Raw genomic sequence first — 18,735 nt, forward strand, 5'->3', positions numbered from 1 at the left:
ACAATGACTACAACCAAAGAGCATAGTAGCCTTCCTCAGCGCTTGAACTCAGGAGTCTGTGCATGTCCGTCCGTCGTACCAAAATCGTCGCCACCCTTGGCCCGGCCAGCAACTCGCCGGAAGTCCTCGAACAGCTGATTCTGGCTGGTTTGGACGTTGCCCGTCTGAACTTCTCCCACGGCACCCCGGACGAGCACAAGGCTCGCGCCAAGCTGGTGCGTGACCTGGCCGCCAAGCATGGCCGCTTCGTCGCACTGCTGGGTGACCTGCAAGGCCCGAAAATCCGTATCGCCAAATTCGCCAACAAGCGTATCGAGCTGAAGATCGGTGACAAATTCACCTTCTCCACCAGCCACCCGCTGACCGAAGGCACCCAGGACGTCGTGGGTATCGACTACCCGGACCTGGTCAAGGATTGCGGCGTCGGTGACGAGCTGCTGCTGGACGACGGTCGCGTGGTGATGCGCGTCGACACCGCGACCCCGACTGAATTGAATTGCACTGTGATCATCGGCGGCCCGCTGTCCGATCACAAAGGCATCAACCGTCGCGGCGGTGGCTTGACCGCCCCAGCCCTGACTGAAAAAGACAAGGCCGACATCAAGCTCGCCGCTGAAATGGAAGTGGACTACCTCGCCGTGTCCTTCCCGCGCGACGCTGCCGACATGGAATACGCCCGTAAACTGCGCGACGAAGCCGGCGGTACCGCCTGGCTGGTGGCGAAGATCGAACGCGCCGAAGCCGTGGCCGATGACGAAACCCTCGACGGCCTGATCAAGGCGTCCGACGCGGTGATGGTTGCCCGTGGCGATCTGGGTGTGGAAATCGGCGACGCCGAGCTGATCGGCATCCAGAAAAAGATCATCCTGCACGCACGCCGCCATAACAAAGCGGTAATCGTCGCGACCCAGATGATGGAGTCGATGATCCAGAACCCGATGCCAACCCGCGCCGAAGTGTCCGACGTGGCCAACGCCGTGCTCGACTACACTGACGCCGTGATGCTCTCGGCCGAAAGTGCCGCCGGCCCTTACCCATTGGAAGCCGTGCAGGCCATGGCGCGTATCTGCGTCGGTGCCGAAAAGCACCCGACCAGCAAGACCTCCAGCCACCGCATCGGCAAAGTGTTCGAGAGCTGCGACCAGAGCATTGCCCTGGCAGCCATGTACACCGCCAACCACTTCCCGGGCGTGAAGGCGATCATCGCCTTGACCGAAAGCGGCTATACACCGTTGATCATGTCGCGTATCCGTTCTTCGGTGCCGATCTACGCATTCTCCCCGCACCGCGAAACCCAGGCCCGTGCGGCCCTGTTCCGTGGCGTATACACCGTGCCGTTCGACCCGGCTTCGTTGCCGCCCCATGAAGTCAGCCAGGCGGCCATCGACGAGCTGATCAAGCGCGGCGTAGTGGAGAAAGGCGACTGGGTCATCCTGACCAAAGGCGACAGCTACCACACCATCGGCGGCACCAACGGCATGAAGATCCTGCACGTTGGCGACCCAATGGTCTGAGTGACAGGCTGAAAACCAAAAGCCCCGCCATGTGAATGGCGGGGCTTTTTGCTTTCCGTGTGGCAGGGAGCATGTCGAATCGTCGCACCCACATCGGGTTAACGCTTTTCCATAAACCCCGACAGCGCCGCAATCGCTTCCGGCGACTTCAAGCGCTGCACAAACAACGCCCCCTCTTCCTCGATCACTTGCCGCAACTGCTCGCGGTCCACGCTCTTCATCAACTGCTTGCAGACCTGCACCGCTCCCGGCGCCAGGGTTTCAAAGCGCTCGGCCATCTCCCGCGCCTTGGCCAACGCCGCCTCGCCACTGCCCAACGCTTCGGTCGCAATCCCCCACGCGGCCGCTTGTTCGCCGCTGAAGCCCTCACCCAGCAACAACAGTTCAGCCGCCTTCGCGTGTCCCAGCAAACGGGGGAGGATCAGGCTCGACCCAAACTCCGGACATAGCCCCAAATTGACGAACGGCATGCGCAACCGTGCATCGCGGCTGATGTACACCAGGTCGCAATGCAGCAGCAGGGTGGTGCCGATCCCCACCGCCGCACCCGCTACGGCTGCAATCACCGGCTTGCGGCAGTTGAGCAGGCTTTTCATAAAGTGAAACGCCGGGCTGTCGAGGTCGCTGGGCGGTTGCTCGAGAAAATCGCCGATATCGTTGCCGGCAGTAAAACACTCGCTGCTGCCCTGGATCAGCACGGCATTGATATCCGGGTCCGCATCGGCCCGCTCCAACGCCTCGGCCAGTTGGCCGTACATGGCTCGGGTCAGGGCGTTCTTCTTATCCGGGCGATTGAGCTGCAGAGTCAGCAGCCCGCGCTCGCATTGCAGCAGGATGGCGTCGGTCATGGCGAATCTCACGGCAGTGGAATTCAGCACTCAACCACGGGGCAGGAACACATCGGCCAGCAGTTGATTGCGCGGCAGCCCCGCCAGGAACAGGCGCTTGGAGAAGGCCTCGACGCTGACAGGATGCCCGCAGAGTAAGGCCAGGGTTTGCCGGGAAACAAGCCGCAGTTGCGCCAATGCCTGGGCCGACTGCGCCGCAGTCCACAGCTCCACCGTCAGGTTCGGATGACGCGCAGCCAGTTCGGCCAGGGGCTCGGCCAGGTAATGACCGTCGGCATCATGGGCCAGGTGAATCATACGGATGGCGCCCTGGTGATCCTGGCGCAACGCCTCGCGCAGCACACCCCACAGCGGCCCCAGGCCGGTACCGGAAGCCAGCAGCCACAGCGGCCAGGATTGCCAGTCGGGATCGTATTGCAGTGCTCCGCCACGCAGTTCTCCCAGGCGCAGGCGATCACCCACCGACAACGCGCGCGCGGCATCGCTGAATGCGCCGGGCTGGCGGCAATCGATATGAAACTCCAGGAAGGCATCCTCCTGAGGCAGGCTGGCCAGGGAAAAAGGCCGTGCCACCTGCCCGGCCCACACCACCATGTGCTGCCCGGCGCGATAGCGCAGTCCACGCTCCGCTTGCAGCCGCAGGCGCAGCACCGAGGCATTCAACCAATCGGCCCCCACCACCAGGGCCGGCAGGCCGTCCCGCAGCGGGTCGAATGCCTCGACCTGCAGATCGCCGATCACCTGGCACTGGCACGCCAGGCGCCAGCCCTCCTGGCGTTGTGCCGGGCTCAAGGCAGCGGGCTGCCGGTCCTCGACCTCGCCCTGGCACCGCACCAGGCACGCATGGCAGCTGCCGGCACGGCAACTGTAAGGCACGGACACACCCGCCTGGTTCAAGGCATCCAGCAGGTTGCTGCCGGTGGCTACCGACCAATGGCGTTCGCCGACGTACAGTTCAGGCATAGCAGGACTCGATCACAAGGGGCGCGCACAGGGAATCATGCCTGCGACAGTTTGACCATAGTCGGGTGTATCGGCCACCGTGCCGGGTTATACTGCCGCGCCTTTTTAGCGTCGCGCCTGCACCACTTGGCGTGCCTTGGAAAGGTGGACTCAGCCGACCGATGCACCCCACTGAGCCCACCTTTATTGAATGTTCCCTTATAGAGGAGCGCGACTCATGACCGTGATCAAGCAAGACGACCTGATTCAGAGCGTTGCCGACGCCCTGCAATTCATTTCCTACTACCACCCCGTTGATTTCATCCAGGCGATGCACGAGGCCTACCTGCGCGAAGAATCGCCGGCAGCCCGTGACTCCATCGCGCAGATCCTGATCAACTCGCGCATGTGCGCCACCGGCCATCGCCCGATCTGCCAGGACACCGGTATCGTCACCGTGTTCGTGCGCGTGGGCATGGACGTACGTTGGGATGGCGCCACCATGGGCCTGGACGACATGATCAACGAAGGCGTGCGTCGCGCCTACAACCTGCCGGAAAACGTCCTGCGCGCCTCCATCCTGGCCGACCCGGCCGGTGCGCGTAAAAACACCAAGGACAACACCCCGGCCGTGATCCACTACTCCATCGTCCCGGGTAACACCGTGGAAGTGGATGTGGCGGCCAAGGGCGGCGGATCCGAGAACAAGTCGAAAATGGCCATGCTCAACCCGTCCGACTCGATCGTCGACTGGGTGCTCAAGACCGTTCCGACCATGGGCGCCGGATGGTGCCCGCCGGGCATGCTCGGCATCGGCATCGGCGGCACCGCCGAAAAAGCCGCGGTGATGGCCAAGGAAGTGTTGATGGAATCCATCGACATCCACGAGCTGAAAAAGCGCGGCCCGCAGAACCGTATCGAAGAGATGCGCCTGGAGTTGTTCGAGAAGGTCAACCAACTGGGCATCGGCGCCCAGGGCCTGGGTGGTCTGACCACCGTGCTCGACGTAAAGATCATGGACTACCCGACCCACGCCGCTTCGCTGCCGGTGTGCATGATCCCCAACTGCGCCGCCACCCGTCACGCGCACTTCGTGCTCGACGGTTCGGGCCCGGCGTCGCTGGAAGCGCCACCGCTGGACGCCTACCCGGAAATCGTCTGGGAAGCCGGCCCATCGGCCCGTCGCGTCAACCTCGACACCCTGACCCCGGAAGAAGTGCAGAGCTGGAAGCCGGGCGAAACCGTGCTGCTCAACGGCAAGATGCTCACCGGTCGCGACGCCGCGCACAAGCGCATGGTCGAGATGCTGAACAAGGGCGAAAGCCTGCCGGTGGACCTCAAGGGTCGCTTTATCTACTACGTCGGCCCGGTTGATCCGGTGCGCGAAGAAGTGGTTGGCCCGGCTGGCCCGACCACCGCGACGCGGATGGACAAGTTCACCCGTCAGATCCTCGAGCAAACCGGCCTGCTGGGCATGATCGGCAAATCCGAGCGCGGCCCTACCGCGATCGAAGCGATCAAGGACCACAAGGCCGTGTACCTGATGGCGGTGGGCGGCGCCGCTTACCTCGTGGCCCAAGCCATCAAGAAATCGCGTGTGGTTGCCTTCGCCGAACTGGGCATGGAAGCGATCTACGAGTTCGACGTGAAAGACATGCCGGTCACCGTTGCGGTGGACAGCAAGGGCGAATCCGTCCACATCACCGGTCCTGCCATCTGGCAGAAAAAGATCAGTGAAAGCCTGGCGGTAGAAGTGCAGTAAGCACCCTCCCCCAAGACTGAGGCGACCGCGGCCCATGGCCCGGTCGCTTTTTTATTGCGTGCTGATTCACCTATGGCAAGCCCGCTCACCACAAGAAGCCCACTCTCCCCTTCAGCCACGACAGCCCCTCACGACAAGACCCAAGCCGCTCATGTTATGGTGCACTCCCCTTACCGTGCCTGCCCATCACCGTATGATCGTGATCCCTCGCCCGCTGCGCCTGACCTTCTACTCCCTGCTGATCATCGCCGGTGCGCTGCTGGCCGCGGCCTTGGCCACGCGCCATGCCGAACGCCAGGCGTTGGTGGACGATGCGGCCCGCGCCAACCAGCAGCTCGCGCTGTATGCCAACTCGTTGCACACCCTGATCGAACGCTACCGCGCCCTGCCCGCTGTGCTGGCACTGGACTCAGAAATGATCAACGCGCTCAAAGGCCCGTTGGACCCAGGCACCCAGGACCTGCTCAACCGCAAGCTCGAACGCATCAACGGTGCGGCGCAGTCCTCCACCCTGGAGTTGATGGACCGCACCGGCCTGGCCGTGGCCGCCAGCAACTGGAACTTGCCGAGCAGTTATGTCGGGCACAACTACGCGTTTCGGCCGTATTTCAGCCAGACCAAGAGCCAGGGCACCGGGCGCTTTTACGCGGTCGGCGTAACCACCGGGATCCCGGGGTATTTCCTCTCCAGCGCCGTGCTGGATGAACACGAGCAGTTCCTTGGCGCCATGGTGGTGAAACTGGAATTCCCTGAGCTGGAGCGCGAATGGGCCCAGGGCGATGACCTGTTGCTGGTCAGCGACGCACGCGGCATCGTGTTTATCGCCAACCAACCGGGCTGGCGTTATCGCAACCTGCACCCGTTGTCGGCCAGCGATCTGGTCGAACTCAAGGCCACCCGCCAATACGACAAGAAACAACTGCAGCCGCTGGACACCCAGACGTTGCAACGCTTCGACGAAAACAGCCACCTGATGCGCGTCAACGGCCCCGAAGGCAACGCCAATTACATCTGGGAGTCACTGCCGCTGAAAGCCGAGGGCTGGACCCTGCACCTGTTGCGCAAACCCCAGTTCGCCTTTGAAGACCAGCGCAACGCCGGCCTTGCCGCCGCCGGTTCCTGGCTGGCGCTGGTGTTCCTGGTGCTGTTCCTCAGCCAACGCTGGCGCCTGGCCCGTTTGCGCCAGCGCAGCCGCGAAGAACTCGAACAGCTTGTGGAAGAGCGCACCCAGGCCCTGCGCACGGCCCAGGATGGCCTGGTGCAATCGGCGAAATTAGCGGCGCTGGGGCAGATGTCCGCCGCCCTCGCCCATGAGATCAACCAGCCCCTGACCGCCCAGCGCATGCAGTTGGCGACCCTGCGGTTGCTGTTGGACCACGGTCGGGTGGACGACGCCTACAAGGCCCTGACCCCACTGGACGATATGCTCACACGCATGGCCGCGCTGACCGGCCACCTCAAGACCTTTGCGCGCAAAAGCCCCAGCGGCCTGCGCGAACGCCTTGACCTGGCCACCGTGGTCGACCAGTCCCTGCACCTGCTCGACGCGCGCCTGCGTGATGAAGCCATCGGCACCGTGCTGGACCTGACCCGCCCCGCCTGGGTACGCGGCGACGCGATCCGCCTCGAACAGGTGCTGATCAACCTGCTGCGCAACGCCCTCGACGCCATGGCCGACAAACCCCGCAAGCGCCTGGAAATCCGCCTGCATGCCGACCAGCAACTGTGGCAACTCACGGTCAGCGACAGCGGCGGCGGGATTGCCGAAGAGCACCTCAACAGCGTGTTCGACCCGTTCTTTACCACCAAGCCGGTGGGCGACGGGCTCGGCTTGGGCCTGGCGGTTTCCTACGCTATCGTGCACGAATTGGGCGGGCGCCTGAGCGCCAGTAACCGTGGCGACGGCGCGGTATTCACCCTGACCTTGCCTATCGCGCTGGAGACACCCGACTTATGTTGAACGCGGTGATTGTGGTCGATGACGAAGCCAGCATTCGTACGGCCGTCGAGCAATGGCTGAGCTTGTCGGGGTTCGAGGTGCAGTTGTTCAGCCGCGCCGAAGCCTGCCTGGCGCAACTGCCCAAGGACTTTCCCGGGGTGATCCTGAGCGACGTGCGCATGCCTGGGCTCAGCGGCCTGGAGCTGCTGGCCGAAGTGCAGCGCCGTGACGCCGACCTGCCCGTCATCCTGCTGACCGGACATGGCGATGTACCGATGGCCGTCGAAGCCATGCGCGACGGCGCCTACGACTTCCTGGAAAAACCCTTCAGCCCCGATGCCTTGCTCAACAGCCTGCGCCGCGCATTGGACAAGCGCGGGCTGATCCTCGAAAACCGCCGCCTGCACCAACAGGCCGATCATCGGGCGCAGTTGGAGTCGAGCCTGCTCGGCGTGTCCCGTGGCTTGCAGAACCTGCGCCGACAGGTACTCGACCTGGCGACCTTGCCGGTCAACGTGCTGATCCGTGGCGAGACCGGCAGCGGCAAGGAGCTGGTCGCCCGTTGCCTGCATGACTTCGGCCCACGCGCGAAAAAACCGTTTGTGGCGCTCAATTGCGCGGCGATTCCCGAGCAGCTGTTCGAGGCTGAACTGTTCGGCCACGAAAGCGGCGCCTTCACCGGTGCCCAGGGCAAGCGCATCGGCAAACTGGAGTACGCCCATGGCGGCACGCTGTTCCTCGATGAAATCGAAAGCATGCCCCTGGCCCAGCAAGTAAAGCTGTTGCGGGTGTTGCAGGATCAGAAGCTGGAACGCCTGGGCTCCAATCAAAGCATTCATGTGGATTTACGCATCATTGCCGCCACCAAGCCGGACCTGCTGGAAGAAGCCCGCGCCGGGCGCTTTCGCGAAGACCTGGCCTATCGGCTGAACGTTGCACAACTGCGCCTGCCGCCCCTGCGCGAGCGCCGCGAAGACATCCCGTTGCTGTTCGATCACTTTGCCCAAAGCGCCGCCGAGCGCCTGGGCCGCAACGTGGAACCGCTGAGCGGCGCGCAGTTGGGCCGCCTGCTCAGCCATGACTGGCCGGGCAATGTGCGCGAGCTGGCCAACGTCGCCGAACGCCAGGTGCTGGGCCTTGGCGAACCGGAACCGGAAGGGATCGAAGCCGGGCAATCGCTGGCCGCGCAGCAGGAGGCGTTCGAGGCCCATTGCCTGAAGGCCGCATTGACCCGGCATAAAGGCGACATCAAGGCGGTGCTGGCGGAGTTGCAGCTGCCACGGCGCACCTTCAACGAAAAGATGCAGCGCCATGGGTTGGCCAGGGACATGTTCCTGAAAGACGAATGAGCGGATTTCCGCTCATCACCCTCAAAAACATCAGCGACTTTCCGCCCAAAATAAACCCCAGCCCCTTCTAGACCGGGCCTTCATCTACCTGGCACAGCTCCTGCTATAGCCCCAGCCAGGCTGCGCTCGCGCCGCTCCATAAAAACAACTAGATGAAGGATCCTTCAATGGATAACTCCAACACCTTGCCCCTGGGGTCGGCGGCCGCGCCGGCCAAGGAACGTACCACCACCAGCCGGATCAAATCGATCTTCAGCGGATCGGTCGGCAACATGGTCGAGTGGTACGACTGGTATGTCTACGCCGCGTTCTCGCTGTACTTCGCCAAAGCCTTTTTCCCGAAAGGCGACACCACCGCCCAATTGCTCAACACCGCCGCGATCTTCGCCGTGGGCTTCCTGATGCGCCCCATCGGTGGCTGGCTGATGGGCCTGTACGCCGACCGTGCGGGTCGCAAAGCAGCACTGATGGCGTCGGTCCTGCTGATGTGCTTCGGCTCGTTGATCATCGCCCTGAGCCCCGGTTACGAAACCATCGGGGTCGGCGCACCGATCCTGCTGGTGTTCGCCCGCCTGCTGCAAGGCTTGTCGGTCGGTGGCGAATACGGCACCTCGGCCACCTACCTGAGTGAAATGGCCACCAAGGAACGTCGCGGTTTCTTCTCCAGCTTCCAGTACGTGACCCTGATCTCCGGCCAGCTTATCGCCCTGGCAGTACTGATCGTGCTGCAACAAGTGCTCACCACCGAGCAACTGTACGACTGGGGCTGGCGTATCCCGTTCGCCATCGGCGCCCTGTGCGCAGTGGTCGCGCTGTACCTGCGTCGCGGCATGGAAGAAACCGAGTCGTTCACCAAGAAGGAAAAAGCCAAGGAAAGCGCCATGCGCACCTTGATGCGCCACCCCAAGGAACTGATGACCGTGGTCGGCCTGACCATGGGCGGCACCCTGGCCTTCTACACCTACACCACCTACATGCAGAAGTACCTGGTGAACACCGTCGGCATGAGCATTTCCGACTCCACCACGATCTCGGCGGCAACGCTGTTCCTGTTCATGTGCCTGCAACCGATCGTCGGTGGGCTGTCGGATAAAGTCGGGCGTCGGCCGATCCTGATCGCCTTCGGCATCCTCGGCACGCTGTTCACCGTACCGATCCTCACCACCCTGCACACTATCCAGACCTGGTGGGGCGCGTTCTTCCTGATCATGGCCGCGCTGATCATCGTCAGCGGCTACACCTCGATCAACGCCGTGGTCAAGGCTGAACTGTTCCCGACCGAAATCCGCGCCCTGGGCGTGGGCCTGCCCTATGCACTGACCGTGTCGATCTTCGGCGGTACCGCTGAATACATCGCGCTGTGGTTCAAGAGCATCGGGATGGAAACCGGTTACTACTGGTATGTAACCGCGTGTATTGCCGTGTCGCTGGCGGTCTATGTGACCATGAAGGACACACGCAAGCATTCGCGCATCACCACGGACTGACGGTTGGATGCAGTAACAAATGTGGGAGCGGGCTTGCCCCCTCCCACATGTTGAATCAGGACACCTCTGCTACCGGGCTCCGGCCATACCGTCGCTGTGCATACGACGCCCCGACAATCATCACCACCAGCACCGCCGCCAATACCGCCGACGATCCAATGGTGCCGAAATCCAACCCGCCCTTTTCATGGGGCTTGGTCAGGAAGTCGCCCAGGGTTGCACCAAACGGCCGGGTCAGTACAAACGCCACCCAGAACAACAGCACCGACGAGATTTGGGTGAAGTACTTGAGCGCCACTACCGCGGCAATGGTCGAGCCAATCAACAAGGCGCCACCGGCAAAGCCGAGCCCCGAATCGTCCGCCAGGAAGTCGCCCAACGCAGTGCCCAGGGTGTTGGAGAACAGGATCGCCATCCAGTAGAACAGCTCGCCTCGGAAAGTCTGCACCTTGTTCACGTTCAGCGAGTCACCACTGAGGTGCCACAAGGCAAAGATGATCATCAGGATCACGATCAGGATCATCGACCCGGTGGCGTAGCCCAGGCCCAGGGTGCGGTCCATGAAGTCCGACATGGTGGTGCCGGCGGTGCTGGTGGAAAGGATCACGATCCAGTACAGCACCGGGTTGTAGGTTTTCGACCAGAGTTGTGTCACCAGAGTGACCAGGAACACGCTGATAAGGATCATCGAGCTGATGGCGTAACCGACGTTCAGGGTCATCGACAACAAGTCCCCGGCGGTTTCGCCCAGGGTGGTTGCGCAGATTTTCATGACCCAGAACGCCAGGGTGATCTGAGGAAGTTTATTCATGCGGTAGAAGGCTCCGAGGCTCAGTCTTATAGGGGGTATCGACCTTGGGCGCAGACTGAACGGGCCGCTGTGAAAAATAGGTGGCCGCTGAATGAAAATTCCATAGGGCCGATGGAAATTCGTCGCCATGGATTGCACTATGACGGCCTCCCAGAACCCCGCAGCAGGAACCCGGCCATGCCTGACGATATCCACTTCTACGAACCGGCCAACGGCCACGGCCTGCCACACGACCCGTTCAATGCCATTGTCGGGCCACGGCCGATTGGCTGGATTTCATCCCACGACAATAACGGGCGCCTGAACCTGGCGCCCTACAGTTTTTTCAATGCGTTCAACTACATTCCACCGATCATTGGGTTTTCCAGCGTCGGGCGCAAAGACAGCCTGAACAACATCGAACAGACCGGCGAGTTTGTGTGGAACCTGGCCACCCGCCCGCTGGCCGAGCAGATGAACCAGAGCTGCGCGGCCGTCTCGCCGGAGGTGAATGAGTTCGAGTTGTCCGGCCTGACACCGGTGGCGTCGAAAATCATCGGCGTGCCGCGAGTGGGCGAGAGCCCGGTGTCGTTCGAGTGCAAGGTGACGCAGATCATCCAGCTGCAGCGCGCCGACCAGCAGTTGGTGCCCAGCTGGCTGGTGCTGGGCGAGGTGGTCGCGGTGCACATTGCCAAGTGGCTACTCAAGGATGGGGTGTACGACACCGCAGCCGCGGAGCCGATCTTGCGCGGCGGTGGCCCGGCGGATTACTTCCAGTTGGGCCCGGAGGCGTTGTTCAAGATGTATCGCCCAGGCGCCAGCAAACCCTGACTGAAATACACCAAAAAAGTGGGAGGGGGCTTGCCCCCGATGGCAATGGCACATCCAACATCGTTGTTGACTGACACACTGCTATCGGGAGCAAGCCCTCTCCCACATTAGAGGGTCGACGTTGTTCAGCTCGCGGCGCTCGCCCAGGTCAATTGACCCTCTTCATCCACATCGATCAGCCGCTCAAGCTGCACGGTGGCGGCATCATCGGCGTCGGAGGCGGTCTTGAACGTCTGTCCATCCAGGATCTTGTGAAACTGCGGTGCGCCCATGCCATCCAGCGCCTTGACGGCGACGGCGGCGCTGTAGCCACCCTCTCCTGGTACTACGGCGGAAACGGCTTCGTGATGGGCAAATTGTTTACGTGCCATGTTGCAGGTCCTGGCCAATGGAAAAGTTGGCCATTCTAACCCTCAACCGGCGAGTTGCAGGTACTCGCCGTAGGCATTGGCGGCGGTTGCATCGGTGAAGGTCTGGAAGTCCATGCTGCGCACGACCATGTCGTTCAACAGCTCGGTGAAGATCATCAGGGCCGGCGAGTTGAAGTAGGCGCTCATCGCCTGCTCGCTGCTCCAGAAACCCGAGATCAACCAGACATCGGGATCGACCTGGGAATGCTGCAACGAAAATTGCAGGCAACCCTGAGCCTGGCGGCCCGGTTCGATCAAACTGCTCAAGCGTGCACCCAGTTCGGTGCTGCACCCGGTGCGGGCGCGGATAAAGGCCATATGGCTCGCGGGAATGGGGGTGGACATGTTCGACTCTCCCGTTGAGAAGTGATGCTCGGCAAGCACTGTGGGGGCGTGTTGCCACAGGATCAAAGATAACGGCGCGGGTGCGGGCGCGGTTAGTCAATTCCTGCAGGCTTATTGCACAATCCTGCGAGAAGCGTAGGAAGGACGGAGGGACCGCCGATTCGATTCCACAGGCAAACGCCTTGTTTCAGGGCCATGACAGCCCGAGAACTTGCCTGATTCACGACGCGTCGCAGGATCAGGCAAGGATTGTGCAGAATCGACCTAACACTGTTTGAAAAGCCGCCGCTAAGCTGAGCCCATCAAAAAAGCATGCAGAGGACGCCTTATGCCGTCGCCCGAACATCAGTCCATGCCCCTCGACGCCGAGACGGAAAAACAGCGCGCCGAGCTGGCGAGCATCGTGCATCGTCATACCTGGGAAGACGGCTCCTATGGCACGGCGATTACGTCACTGTTCCTGAACCGCCACAACACACCGCGTGACTTCATGCCGGTGCTGGTGGAGCCGGCGTTGTGCATCCTTGCCAACGGCAGCAAGGAAGTGCGCCTGGCCGACGAAATCTTTGCCTACGACCCGCTCAATTACCTGGTGTTCTCGGTGGCGATGCCCGTGGCCGGGCGGATCATCGATGCCACGCCGGAAGATCCAAACCTGTCAGTACGCATCAATATCGACCCGGCGCAGCTGACTGCCTTGATCGCCGAGGCCGGGCCCATGGGCGTGCCCACGCGCCCGACATCGCGCGGGATGTATGTGGACCGCATCGACCCCCAGTTGCTCGACGCCGTGCTGCGCCTGGCGCGCCTGCTGGATACACCCAAAGACATCGCCATGCTGGCGCCGCTGATCAACCGTGAAATTCTCTACCGCTTGCTGCGCGGGCCGCAGGGTTATCGCCTGTATGAAATTGCCGTAGCCAACAGTCAGAGCCATCGCGTCAGCCAGGCGATCAAGTGGCTCAATGGCAACTACGAACAACCGCTGCGCATCGATGACCTGGCCAAGGAAGTGAACCTCAGCGTCTCGACCCTGCATCACCGTTTCAAGGCAATTACCGCCATGAGCCCGTTGCAGTACCAAAAGCAGCTGCGCTTGCAGGAGGCACGTCGGCTGATGATTGCCGAAGGGCTGGAAGCGTCGGCGGCGGGGTATCGGGTGGGGTATGAAAGCCCGTCGCAGTTCAGCCGGGAGTACAGCCGGTTGTTTGGGGCACCGCCGCTGAGGGATTTGGCACGACTGCGCCAAAGCGTCTGACACACAGACGATCAAAATGTGGGAAGAGGCTTGCCCCCTCCCCTATTTGTCCAATGGTGTTTTTCAGTCCAGGGTCCGGGGCAGTTGCAGGGTGACCCGCAAGCCGCCCTCACGCAAATTCTGCAAACTCACTTCACCGCCATGGCTATGGGCAATATTGCGCGCAATCCCCAAGCCCAAACCGTAACCCTGCTGCTGGCCGGCCAAGCGAAAATGCGGTTCGAAGACCTGTTCCAAACGCTGTTCCGGCACGCCTGGACCTTCGTCGTCGACGTGCAGGATGAACTCCGCGCCATCGTCCTCAATACGCAAATGGGCGTTCTGCCCGTACTTCAAGGCATTGTCGATCAGGTTGCCGATGCAGCGCTTGAGCGCCAGCGGCTTGCCCGGGTACGCCGCCACTGCTGCGCCGTCCAGGGTGACCCGGCCGTTGCCGTTGGGCGCCACATAAGGCTCCACCAGGCATTCGAGCACATGGTTGAGGTCGACCGGCTGGATGTTCTCGTGGATATCGGTGTCTTTCACACATTGCAGCGCGCCCTTGACCAGCAACTCCAACTCATCCAGGTCACGGCCGAACTTGGTTTGCAGGTTCTCGTCTTCGAGCAATTCCACGCGCAGGCGCAGGCGGGTAATCGGTGTGCGCAGGTCGTGGGAAATCGCGCTGAACAACTGGCTGCGCTCCGTGAGGTAACGGCTGATGCGTTCGCGCATGGCATTGAACGCGCGGCCCACTTCCACCACTTCACTGCCGCCGCCTTCGGCCACCGGTTCCACATCGGCGCCCAGGGACATGTCACGCGCCGCCCGCGCCAGGCGCTTGAGCGGCCGGCTTTGCCAGTGCACCAGCAGGCCGATGAACAGCAGCAAAAAGCCGCTGGTCAGCACGATAAACCACACTTGCTGGGACGGCAGGCCCTGTTCTTCAAGGCTGGTGTAGGGCTCGGGCAACAGCGAAGCGATGTACAACCATTCGCCGGGGGCGAGTTCGATCTGGGTCACCAATACCGGCGGGTTGACCGGCTCCAGGGTCAGCGCGTAATGCGCCCAGGAACGCGGCAACTCATCCAGTTTCAAGCCGGCGTTGAAGATGCGCAGGTCTTCGGCGCTGACGAACTCCACCGAGATAGGCACGTCGGCGCCCAGGGTCTGGCGCAGGACTTCATCCACGGCCACCAGCACCGCCTGCTTGCGCGGGGTTTGCGGCAACACTTGCATGTCGAGGGGCCGATCATTCAGGGTCACGACAAAACGGGTGCCACCCATGCTGCGCAGCTGGTCAAGGACCAACGGTCGATAGGCCACCGGCAACGAACGGAAATAACTCACGCTGGCAGTCATCGAGTGCGCCAGGCTACGGGCGCTGGTGACCAGGCCTTCGAGCTGGGTGGCGCGCAACTGCGAGACCCAGATCACGCTGGACAGCGTCTGCGCGAACAGCACCGCGAGCAAGGTCAGCAGCAACATGCGCCCCAGCAGCGAGCGCGGTACCGGGAAGCGGCGGCGGCGTTCGCTCAGCGGTTCAGTGGGCATTGCCGGCAACCACGCTGGCTGCCAGTTGATAGCCGCTGCCGCGCACGGTGCGGATCAGCCTCGGGGGTTTTTCGGTGTCGCGCAGGCGTTGACGCAGGCGGCTCACGGCCATGTCGACGATCCGGTCCAGCGGCATCAGGTCGCGGCCACGGGTGGCGTTGCCGATAGTGTCGCGGTCGAGAATCTGCTGCGGGTGATCGAGAAACAACTTGAGCAGGGCAAAGTCGGCACCGGAGAGGATCACCTCTTCGCCATCCACGTGAAACAGCCGATGACTGATCATGTCCAGGCGCCATTCATCGAACACCAGCACATCGCCATTGCCGCTGCGCTCCTGGCCGAACTGGCAGCGGCGCAGCAAGGCCTTGATCCGCGCCTGCAACTCGCGGGGGCTGAAGGGCTTGCCGATATAGTCGTCGGCCCCCAGTTCCAGGCCGATCACGCGGTCGGCTTCGTCGGAACTGGCGGTGAGCATGATGATCGGCACCTGCGCCTGGCGCGGGTGCTGGCGAATCCAGCGGCAGAGGCTGAAACCGTCTTCGTCCGGCAGCATCACATCGAGGATGACCAGGTCGCACGGCGCCTCGTTCATCGCCTGGCGGAACCCCGCGCCATCCGGCACGCCACGCACCTGGAAACCGGCGCGACTGAGGTAGGTCTGCAGCAATTCGCGGATTTCCTGGTCGTCGTCGACGAGGAGAATCGATTTACTGATTACGCTCACGGGGTCCTCCTTGTTGTTATAGGGGGTGCGGGTCAGGCAAACGCCTGCTCCAATGCGACGCCCGCCCCGGTCAAGCCGGAATACGGCGCGGTCACCAGCCACACCGGGATGCCCTTGAAGTAGTCGCTCATGCAGCCTTTGTCACTGAAGCTCCTGGCAAAACCGCTGTGGATGAAGAAATCGGCAAACCGCGGAATCACCCCACCTACGATATACACACCACCGCGCCCACCGGTGGTCAGCACATTGTTGCCGGCTACCCGGCCCAGCCAGATGCTGAATTGATCCAACACTTCCATGGCCACCGGGTCGCCCGCCAGGCCCGCTGCCGTGATGGCTTCGGGGGTGTCGAGCACCGGGGTGTGGCCATCGACCGCGCAAATCGCCCGGTACAGACGCGGCAGACCGCCACCGCTCAAGGCGGTTTCGGCGCTGACGTGACCGATCTCGGTGTAGATATGCTGCCACAGCTGGGTTTCCCGTGGGCTGCTCAGGGGCAGGTCGACGTGGCCGCCCTCCCCCGGTAACGCCGCGTAACGACCAGCACCGAGGTCCAGCAGGGTACCGACGCCCAGGCCGGTGCCCGGACCGATCACCACCGCCGGGCGCAACGGTTCCGGCGTGCCTTCGCAGACCACGCGGAATTCGTCGGGTTTAAGGCGAGTCATGCCCAGGGCCATGGCCGAGAAGTCATTGACCAGCAGCAGCTCATCCACCTGCAAGGCCTGGCAAAACGCAGTCTTGCTCAAGCGCCAGTGATTGTTGGTGAATTTGAATTCATCCCCGCTCACCGGCCCGGCGACCGACAGGCACACCGCACCGATGTCGCCGATTTGCAGGCCTTCTTCCTTGAGGTAGACCTTGATCGCGTCCTCAGGGCTTTGGTGATCAGCCGTGGCATGCACCCGGATCGAATGCAGTGCCTGATCTCGCCACAACGCAAAACGGGCGTTGGTACCCCCGATGTCACCGACCAGCGCTAGCTTCACTTAAGCGTCTCCAAGGCACAGGTAAAGGCGCTGGCGCCCTGCTCTGCGGAGCTTGCGGCCAAGCGCATAAATGCAAACAGCTCGCGACCGGCCCCCACGTTATTGCCCAACAGGCCCGTGGCAGGCGTGCGCGCTGCAAATTCTTCGGCGTCCACCTTAAGCTCCAAGGTGCCCTTCACGCCATCCACGCGAATGATATCGCCATCTTTGACCCGTGCCAGTGGCCCGCCGCTCTGGGCTTCGGGGTTGACGTGAATCGCGGCGGGGATCTTACCCGACGCGCCGGACATACGCCCGTCTGTCACCAGCGCCACCTTGAAACCACGGTCCTGCAGCACGCCGAGGAACGGCGTCATCTTGTGCAGTTCCGGCATGCCGTTGGAGCGCGGGCCCTGGAAGCGCATCACGGCGACAAAATCCTTTTCCAGCTGGCCGGCCTTGAACGCATCGGCCAGGTCCTGCTGGTCCTGGAACACCACCGCCGGCGCTTCGACGACCTGGTGCTCAGGGGCTACGGCAGAGACTTTCATGACACCGCGGCCGAGGTTGCCTTCCATCACACGCAGGCCGCCTTCCGGCGAGAACGCGCGCGCCACCGGGCGCAGGATGGTTTCGTCGAGGCTTTCGATCGGGCCGTCGCGCCACACCAGCTCGCCGTCGACCAGGAATGGTTCCTGGATATAACGGCTGAGGCCCTTGCCGGCCACGGTGTTGACGTCGTCGTGAAGCAGGCCGGCTTCAAGCAGCTCGCGGATCAGGAACGACATGCCGCCCGCTGCCTGGAAGTGGTTGATGTCGGCCTTGCCGTTTGGATACACGTGGGACAGGGTCGGCACCACCTCGGAGAGGTCGGCCATGTCGTCCCAGGTGAGGATGATGCCCGCCGACATGGCGATGGCCGGCATGTGCAGGGTGTGGTTGGTAGAACCGCCCGTCGCGTTGAGCGCAACGATGGCGTTGACGATGGATTTCTCATCGACGATCTCGCCGATCGGCGTGAAGTTGCCGTTGGCCTTGGTCAGGCGCGTGACCTGGTGCGCGGCTTCGCGGGTCAGGGCGTCACGCAGCGGCGTGTACGGGTTGACGAACGAGGCACCCGGCAAATGCAGGCCCATCACTTCCATCAGCAGTTGATTGGTGTTGGCGGTGCCGTAGAAGGTGCAGGTGCCGGGGCTGTGGTAGGACTTCATCTCCGATTCCAACAGCTCTTCGCGAGTGGCCTTGCCTTCGGCGTAGCGCTGGCGCACATCGGCCTTCTGCTTGTTGGAGATGCCCGACGGCATCGGCCCGCCCGGTACGAAGATCATCGGCAGGTGGCCGTAGCGCAGCGCGCCCATCATCAGGCCGGGCACGATCTTGTCGCAGATGCCCAGCATCAGCGCGGCGTCGAACATGTTGTGGGACAGCGCTACCGCCGTGGACATGGCGATGACTTCACGGCTGAGCAGGCTCAGTTCCATGCCGGGCTCGCCCTGGGTCACGCCGTCGCACATGGCCGGGGTGCCGCCGGCGAACTGGCCGACCGAGCCGACTTCGCGTAGGGCTTTCTTTATTTGTTCCGGGAAATGTTCGTACGGCTGGTGCGCCGAGAGCATGTCGTTATATGACGAAACAATTGCCACGTTGGCGGCGTTCATCATGCGCAGGCTATTTTTATCTTCGGTGCCGCAACCGGCCACGCCATGGGCGAAGTTGGCGCATTGCAGCTTGCCGCGCATCGGACCGTCGCTGGCTGCGCCGCGAATGAGCGCAAGGTAAGCCTCACGAGTGGCGCGGCTGCGGGCGATAAGCCGTTCGGTGACCTCAAGGACGCGGGGATGCATGTGTAGAACTCCAGGCTAACGGATGTGGCGACCTGAGTGTCTATGCTGATCAAACGCCCGCAGCTCATGGGATGGCATAGAGTCGTTTGGATCATCGGACCAGTTGATTCAGGTCACTCGTTGTAGATTGAACAAAATATTGCCACTAAAAAGGCTTGTTTTCTATTTTTATGCGAATAATCTTGTAATTC

16 protein-coding genes are annotated in these 18,735 nt (G+C 62.4%); 7 read left to right on the forward strand and 9 right to left on the reverse strand.

Annotated elements, in window-relative coordinates; genetic code table 11:
• The first annotated feature begins 62 nt into the window (after nucleotides 1–62).
• Entirely contained in the window at nucleotides 63–1,514 is a 1,452-nt protein-coding gene (gene pyk, locus AC07OP_RS08315) for a pyruvate kinase (RefSeq protein WP_065939184.1), read from the forward strand.
• Nucleotides 1,515–1,612: 98 nt separating this feature from the next.
• Here pyk and AC07OP_RS08320 read toward each other — a convergent pair whose 3' ends face one another.
• Nucleotides 1,613–2,362, reverse strand: coding sequence for an enoyl-CoA hydratase-related protein (locus AC07OP_RS08320; RefSeq protein WP_495100505.1), 750 nt, complete (start codon nucleotides 2,360–2,362; stop codon nucleotides 1,613–1,615).
• A gap of 30 nt (nucleotides 2,363–2,392) precedes the next feature.
• The gene (locus AC07OP_RS08325) at nucleotides 2,393–3,325 is read right to left on the reverse strand and encodes an iron-sulfur-binding ferredoxin reductase (protein ID WP_495100504.1); all 933 of its coding nucleotides are present in this window, start codon (nucleotides 3,323–3,325) and stop codon (nucleotides 2,393–2,395) included.
• A 217-nt stretch (nucleotides 3,326–3,542) separates the two neighbouring features.
• On the opposite strand from AC07OP_RS08325, the gene AC07OP_RS08330 reads away from it, so the two are divergent.
• The 4 genes from AC07OP_RS08330 to AC07OP_RS08345 all read left to right on the forward strand — a co-directional run bounded on the left by AC07OP_RS08330 (nucleotide 3,543) and on the right by AC07OP_RS08345 (nucleotide 9,841).
• Nucleotides 3,543–5,066, forward strand: coding sequence for a fumarate hydratase (locus AC07OP_RS08330; RefSeq protein ID WP_027605509.1), 1,524 nt, complete (start codon nucleotides 3,543–3,545; stop codon nucleotides 5,064–5,066).
• A gap of 193 nt (nucleotides 5,067–5,259) precedes the next feature.
• Nucleotides 5,260–7,026, forward strand: coding sequence for a sensor histidine kinase (locus tag AC07OP_RS08335; protein WP_495100503.1), 1,767 nt, complete (start codon nucleotides 5,260–5,262; stop codon nucleotides 7,024–7,026).
• On the forward strand, nucleotides 7,020–8,354 hold the full coding sequence (locus AC07OP_RS08340; protein WP_065939188.1) for a sigma-54-dependent transcriptional regulator: 1,335 nt from the start codon (nucleotides 7,020–7,022) through the stop codon (nucleotides 8,352–8,354). The genes AC07OP_RS08335 and AC07OP_RS08340 overlap by 7 nt, the downstream gene beginning before the upstream one ends.
• A 167-nt stretch (nucleotides 8,355–8,521) precedes the next feature.
• Nucleotides 8,522–9,841: an MFS transporter gene (locus AC07OP_RS08345; protein ID WP_027605506.1), complete on the forward strand. Its 1,320-nt coding sequence runs from the start codon at nucleotides 8,522–8,524 to the stop codon at nucleotides 9,839–9,841.
• Between the two features lie 55 nt (nucleotides 9,842–9,896).
• Here the strand turns inward: AC07OP_RS08345 and AC07OP_RS08350 are convergent, their stop codons facing one another.
• Nucleotides 9,897–10,652 carry a COG4705 family protein gene (locus AC07OP_RS08350; protein ID WP_065939190.1) on the reverse strand — a complete coding sequence of 252 codons (756 nt, stop codon included), beginning with the start codon at nucleotides 10,650–10,652 and terminating at the stop codon, nucleotides 9,897–9,899.
• 177 nt (nucleotides 10,653–10,829) lie between these two features.
• Between AC07OP_RS08350 and AC07OP_RS08355 the strand changes: the two genes are divergently transcribed.
• On the forward strand, nucleotides 10,830–11,462 hold the full coding sequence (locus AC07OP_RS08355) for a flavin reductase family protein (protein ID WP_115487195.1): 633 nt from the start codon (nucleotides 10,830–10,832) through the stop codon (nucleotides 11,460–11,462).
• Nucleotides 11,463–11,587: 125 nt separating this feature from the next.
• Here the strand turns inward: AC07OP_RS08355 and AC07OP_RS08360 are convergent, their stop codons facing one another.
• Complete coding sequence (locus AC07OP_RS08360; RefSeq protein WP_053135736.1) at nucleotides 11,588–11,833, reverse strand: hypothetical protein; 246 nt, start codon at nucleotides 11,831–11,833, stop codon at nucleotides 11,588–11,590.
• Nucleotides 11,834–11,875: 42 nt separating this feature from the next.
• On the reverse strand, nucleotides 11,876–12,217 hold the full coding sequence (locus AC07OP_RS08365; protein ID WP_053135733.1) for an antibiotic biosynthesis monooxygenase family protein: 342 nt from the start codon (nucleotides 12,215–12,217) through the stop codon (nucleotides 11,876–11,878).
• 328 nt (nucleotides 12,218–12,545) lie between these two features.
• Here AC07OP_RS08365 and AC07OP_RS08370 point away from each other — a divergent pair, with 328 nt between their 5' ends.
• On the forward strand, nucleotides 12,546–13,475 hold the full coding sequence (locus tag AC07OP_RS08370; protein ID WP_027605501.1) for an AraC family transcriptional regulator: 930 nt from the start codon (nucleotides 12,546–12,548) through the stop codon (nucleotides 13,473–13,475).
• A 63-nt stretch (nucleotides 13,476–13,538) separates the two neighbouring features.
• Here the strand turns inward: AC07OP_RS08370 and AC07OP_RS08375 are convergent, their stop codons facing one another.
• Genes AC07OP_RS08375 through edd form a run of 4 tightly spaced genes read right to left on the reverse strand, consistent with a single transcriptional unit; the run spans nucleotide 13,539 to nucleotide 18,544 of the window.
• On the reverse strand, nucleotides 13,539–15,008 hold the full coding sequence (locus AC07OP_RS08375) for an ATP-binding protein (RefSeq protein ID WP_098478840.1): 1,470 nt from the start codon (nucleotides 15,006–15,008) through the stop codon (nucleotides 13,539–13,541).
• Entirely contained in the window at nucleotides 14,998–15,732 is a 735-nt protein-coding gene (locus AC07OP_RS08380; RefSeq protein WP_024077192.1) for a response regulator, read from the reverse strand. The genes AC07OP_RS08375 and AC07OP_RS08380 overlap by 11 nt, the downstream gene beginning before the upstream one ends.
• Nucleotides 15,733–15,764: 32 nt before the next feature.
• On the reverse strand, nucleotides 15,765–16,721 hold the full coding sequence (locus AC07OP_RS08385) for a glucokinase (RefSeq protein ID WP_092488960.1): 957 nt from the start codon (nucleotides 16,719–16,721) through the stop codon (nucleotides 15,765–15,767).
• Complete coding sequence (edd, locus tag AC07OP_RS08390; RefSeq protein WP_495100502.1) at nucleotides 16,718–18,544, reverse strand: phosphogluconate dehydratase; 1,827 nt, start codon at nucleotides 18,542–18,544, stop codon at nucleotides 16,718–16,720. Before edd ends, AC07OP_RS08385 begins: the two co-directional genes overlap by 4 nt.
• Nucleotides 18,545–18,735 lie beyond the last annotated feature (191 nt).

This window comes from Pseudomonas sp. GW821-FHT09D08, from assembly GCF_059416305.1.